This window comes from Nitrospirota bacterium (assembly GCA_020851375.1).
Classification (GTDB): domain Bacteria; phylum Nitrospirota; class 9FT-COMBO-42-15; order HDB-SIOI813; family HDB-SIOI813; genus RBG-16-43-11.
This window is the reverse complement of record JADZCV010000016.1, coordinates 1-4661: the sequence shown is the minus strand read 5'-3', so window position 1 is coordinate 4661 and position 4661 is coordinate 1. Positions and strand designations below refer to the sequence as shown.

The window sequence follows — 4661 nt, the reverse complement described above, 5'->3', positions numbered from 1 at the left end:
GAGTAGTTGCTCGGGGGCATATTTCGCAATCAACAGGGGTTCGTTTGAAGGCTCATCCTGATAGTAGATCATAAGTGTCCGGTAAAAGGCAGCAGGGGGTATGGGGTCTGCTGAGAAATCAAAACTGATCAGGGCAGGTGAAGACTGGCTTAGTCCCTGAATGGAGAGGGGTTGAGATACGGCAGAATAAAAGGTCTTGCCACCTTCTGCCGGAGGCAGTTTATACCTGACAAGCGCCCAGACCTCTCCCGGCCCTATAGCAATATTCTCAGGCGCTTTAACCTTAGCCTGGGCATAGGTTATGCTCCCGTCAGAGGCTGGGAGAAGAATGGAATAACGATCTGTTGCATCAAAAGGGTCAGAGGAGACGACCAGTGCGCCGACAGGTGCAACCATCGTAAAAAGAGGCATCAAAAACAAAAGGATAAGGATTAGGAAGGATTTCTTTGGCATGGTTTTTCTCCATCATTGGGTTTGAGTTCAGCTATTATAATAGCCTGATAGATGGAAATTCGTGGTGTAAACTCTGTATGGATAGTATGTTGGCGTAGTTTGCAGGGATTGTCAAGTAAAATATGTCCAGGTAAAAACAGCTTTTTCCTTACTTCAGCACAGTTTTTAGACAGTCCTAATACGAAAAAACGCTGTGTTTGCCCATGAATGGTAATGGCCACTGCCAATCATGGTTGCCCTTGTCTCTTCTCAATCCGTATATAATCCACCTCCATGTGCTGGCTGTGTTCTACCTGGGAAGGGTCACACAGGTTCCACATATTCTGGACTATATTGATGCCATCCAAATATACAGGCTCCGTAATACCACCCCATGCAGAAAGCATGTCATGTATTTTGACGGAATAGTCCACATCGAGAGGAATAACCGTGGTGGGCCAGATAAGGCTCTCATGCCCTGAAGTTGTAAGGACCATCTTGCGGGTACTGTCATTACCGAAGCGAAAATAAAAGACTATCCCCTGATAATCTCCCGTAGGCCATTCTGTTACTGCACAGGATTGCGCCGGAATCTGCTCATTGATGCTCATGGCATCGATCTTGAGATTAAGCCGGGCATCAGTGGTCACCTCTATCGGAAACCGGTCGGTAAAATCATACGGGATGGCATACCCCCCAAGATAGTAAGTCCCGTTGATGAAGTCATCGGCCACTCCAATGTAGGCCTCATTGAGGCGGGCCATATCAGAACCGGCGTATCTGATATTCTCTTTGACAAGCCTTCCGTTTACAATCTCATTAATAGTTACTCCATTGTTTGGGTTCTGGCCTGCCAAATCCGTCTCACTATAAACCCAGTTGTGATTATCATGTAAACCGGCATCCCACTCCTCCCGCCACCCACCGCCATGGATATACCCGGCCACAGCGCCTTGCTCCATCCCCATCATGCCCCTGAAGACCAGGATATACCGGTGTTCTTCTATATTATTTCCAGGGAAGATGAAACTGAGTGTTGGGCTTATTCCCTGGGGTGCAATAAGGAGTTCCCACGAGCCCAGGGGATGTCTGTTCCCATCTGCCGTGTCGTAATAGAGACTAAAAGTTCCTGCCATCTCTTCATCCGATAGATTATAGACCCTTATCCCTTTGGCCCCATCCGTTTTATCACCTTCATCTACTACAAAGTCTAATTCCCCACGGAAAAAGTAGTCTATTAACGCTGCGGAGTACCCTACGGCACGAGGGATCAGTTTCTCCGCATAATCCTTATGGCATTGATTATCAAGGCTAACAAAATTCCTTTGAACCTCCGGCCATTCACCAAAGTATTTGTAAAGACGGCCTGCTACAGCAAAATGCTCTACGGTCTCCCCATCATAGATTTTTCTGAAATAATTTCTTAAATCACCATTACCTGAATTATCTTGTTCATATAATTCCATGCTTGCTTTTCTTGGATAGGGAAAATATTTCCGATGGTCTGGAGGGAAACTTTCGGTGAATATGGTGTCATCGCTGGCAAAGTTTGCGTTGGTATACTCGACAAGACCGAGAGTTAAAGAAGTGGAAGGATTAGAACCCGTATATAAGTCAGTATCCCATAACTGGGTCATCGGCGGATAGCTGCCAAGAGAGGTGGCTAATGAAATACCTGGAAATGATGGACTTGAGGCAATACCGGTCACTAATAGCCGATTCTTTTTTGCCCAGGTTTCTAATCCTTCTAATACCTCAAGACCATCTAATGGATGAGCATCATTTCTGACATGGGCCGGTTGGGCAGCATCCTGGATTAGATGCATCAGGTGGCCCAATCCTTTAAAGGTTTTTGCAAAGTTGGCCTGACGTTCTGTCTCTGTTGAGGAGGTCAAGGCAAGGCCATAGAAGGCTCTTACATCGGACCAACTCCAATCGTTGGCATCGATATCAAGAGCCCAGAGGATGGAGGACTTCCCGGTTACATGGACGAGGCCCACATAATCATCCAATCCGGCCTGATTCCATTGATCCCCAGTCTTCAGAGCGTTATGATAGTGATTATAGTAAGGGGATGTTTGCATTAAAAATGTCCACAGAGTGGCAGCGTCTTCCTCTTTCGCACCAGTACTAATCCATTCCTCAACTCTTTTCTTTTCCTCATTCAAAACTAATCCTTCCTTTAGATTCTATTTAAATCCGAGATATTGCAAATAGTCCCCTCTTAAAGGACTTAATATAGAGTGTTCAGCAGCCTTCTCTGACAAGTCTTGATGAGTCGGATCATCATCCCACGCCGCGACATTAATAGAACAATAAAATAGATATAAAATAATAACAGGAATAAATAGTCTGATTTTTCTCAGCATGCTAAGTCTCCTCTTCATATCAGTGACCTTCTTTACCTAAAGCCTTTTCTTCTTTGTTGACCTCTTCTATGTACAATTTCAGTTTTTTTATTTCTTCAAAGGGTATAAGCGCAGAGGGAGAAGGGGGGGGGTGCTGTTGTCTTTCTTCCATTGTCATTCTCCTCAAAATAATCACCGGTTTCCCATTGACAATATCAATAACCCCTCCATATTTATCAAACACCTCTCCCCTTGTCTTGGGGTCTACCTTTTCAATAACTTCGCTATCAAATTTCTCTCTAATTTTCTCAGGGGTTACCTCATTCCATTTATTAAAAGGACCCATCTCTTTATATGTATACCCACTTTTATAGATATACAATGTAACATCTGCCACAATATGCCTCCAGGGATTAAACACCCAGATTCCAGGAATATAAAACTCTCCATTCTTATCTGTTACCGTCTCTTGTGCATCCATAAACTTTGTCCCAGCAGCAAGGATTCCGGCCGTCTTCCGTCCCCACTCTGCAACCACTACAACCCCCTCAATAGGTTCCTTCATCTCCGCATCAACAATCTTCCCCCGATAGGGGCCAAAGTCAACCTTTTCTATTTTATATCTACCAATACTCACCGCAAAGGCAGAATCTGTGGTCCAGATTATAAAGTATCCAACGAATATCAATACAAAGAGAATTCTCCCCTTCATCTTAATCCCTCTAAAAACTCTTTATCTTCCATATACCTTCCCGATCCTTTATGAATGTCACAGGATATGAATATCGTTGACCACTTTCTTCAACCACAATATTTTCATAAGCTGCCTCATTTTCTATGATAGAAACCAATCTAAACTCCTCAGGTCTACTGAAAATATTGGAGAACTGCCCCGAGAGGAGTTCAAAACCCATCCGGTATTTCTCCTGTGACCTCTCTGTAAAATAGGTTAATGCGGTTTCAATATCCCCTGCAATAAGCGCCCCCTTCATCCCCTCCCACTTGGCTCGAAGAAGTGCATCCATGTTAGCAGCAGAGAGGATGGTGATGACCGTGGTTTTCTCATACTGGTTGCCGAGACTATCTGTAACAATGATCTTCGGGATGTAGATGCCAGGGGTCTGATAAACAATGGTTATTGTTGACAGTGTTCGGCTGCTCTGATCAATTGTGCCGTCACCATTGGTGTCCCACTGGTAGTTTGCCACGGGATTTGTTATGGATGTCTCAACCTCCAGGGTCACATCCAAGGGCTGGGTACCGCTTGTTGGTATGGCGATCAGCGAGAGCGGGGAGACTTCCGGCACAAAGGTCACAGAGATTGAGGCGCTGACCTCCAGCCCCGCACCGTCTGTGACAGTTGCTGTGATGGTGTTCAGCCCCTCCTGTAGATATATCTCTCCTGCAAACTCATTCCCATAGGCATTTGCTATCACGCCGTTTACCACCACACCTGCTTCCTGAAGATTGTTAATCACCCTTCCTTTAACCAGCAGAGGTGATTTATTCGCTGTGGCGCCATCTGCAGGAGATGTAATCTGCAACTGAAACTGACGGAGGATATCTGCATTGATATTTTCCTCTGCCTGATTGCCTGCCCCAGCTGTGGCCCTCGCCGTTAGGGTATGCACCCCCGCAGCAATGGCCAGTGTATCAAGTTCAAAGGTGTAAGGAAACAATGAAGTGGTTGATTCTAACTGTCCGTCCACAAGAAGGCTGACACTAAAGATACCGGACTGGTTGTCTGTGGCACCAACCGTGATAGTTATAACACCGCTGACCTGATCCCCTGATGCAGGGGATGTAACATCCACTGCCGATCATGGTTGCCCTTGTCTCTTCTCAATCCGTATATAATCCACCTCCATGTGCTGCCGGTGT

At 45.6% G+C, this 4661-nt stretch carries 4 protein-coding genes and 1 pseudogene; all 5 read right to left on the bottom strand.

Translation table 11 applies throughout. The features are described 5' to 3' along the window. Window positions 1-453: hypothetical protein (locus tag IT393_03620; GenBank protein MCC7201742.1), on the bottom strand; the 453-nt coding region annotated here is incomplete at its 3' end. A 227-nt stretch (window positions 454-680) separates the two neighbouring features. Further along, complete coding sequence (locus IT393_03615; protein ID MCC7201741.1) at window positions 681-2600, bottom strand: hypothetical protein; 1920 nt, start codon at window positions 2598-2600, stop codon at window positions 681-683. A 21-nt stretch (window positions 2601-2621) separates the two neighbouring features. After that, window positions 2622-2819: a hypothetical protein gene (locus tag IT393_03610; protein ID MCC7201740.1), complete on the bottom strand. Its 198-nt coding sequence runs from the start codon at window positions 2817-2819 to the stop codon at window positions 2622-2624. A gap of 1 nt (window position 2820) precedes the next feature. Next, complete coding sequence (locus IT393_03605) at window positions 2821-3492, bottom strand: hypothetical protein (protein ID MCC7201739.1); 672 nt, start codon at window positions 3490-3492, stop codon at window positions 2821-2823. A 10-nt stretch (window positions 3493-3502) separates the two neighbouring features. Then, a pseudogene (locus IT393_03600) lies at window positions 3503-4594 on the bottom strand (hypothetical protein). Window positions 4595-4661: the final 67 nt, after the last annotated feature.

Excerpts from the sequence above, each read along its gene's own strand:
- IT393_03610 (MCC7201740.1), bottom strand. The coding sequence starts at position 2,819 with ATGAAGAGGAGACTTAGCATGCTGAGAAAAATCAGACTATTTATTCCT.
- IT393_03605 (MCC7201739.1), bottom strand. The coding sequence starts at position 3,492 with ATGAAGGGGAGAATTCTCTTTGTATTGATATTCGTTGGATACTTTATA.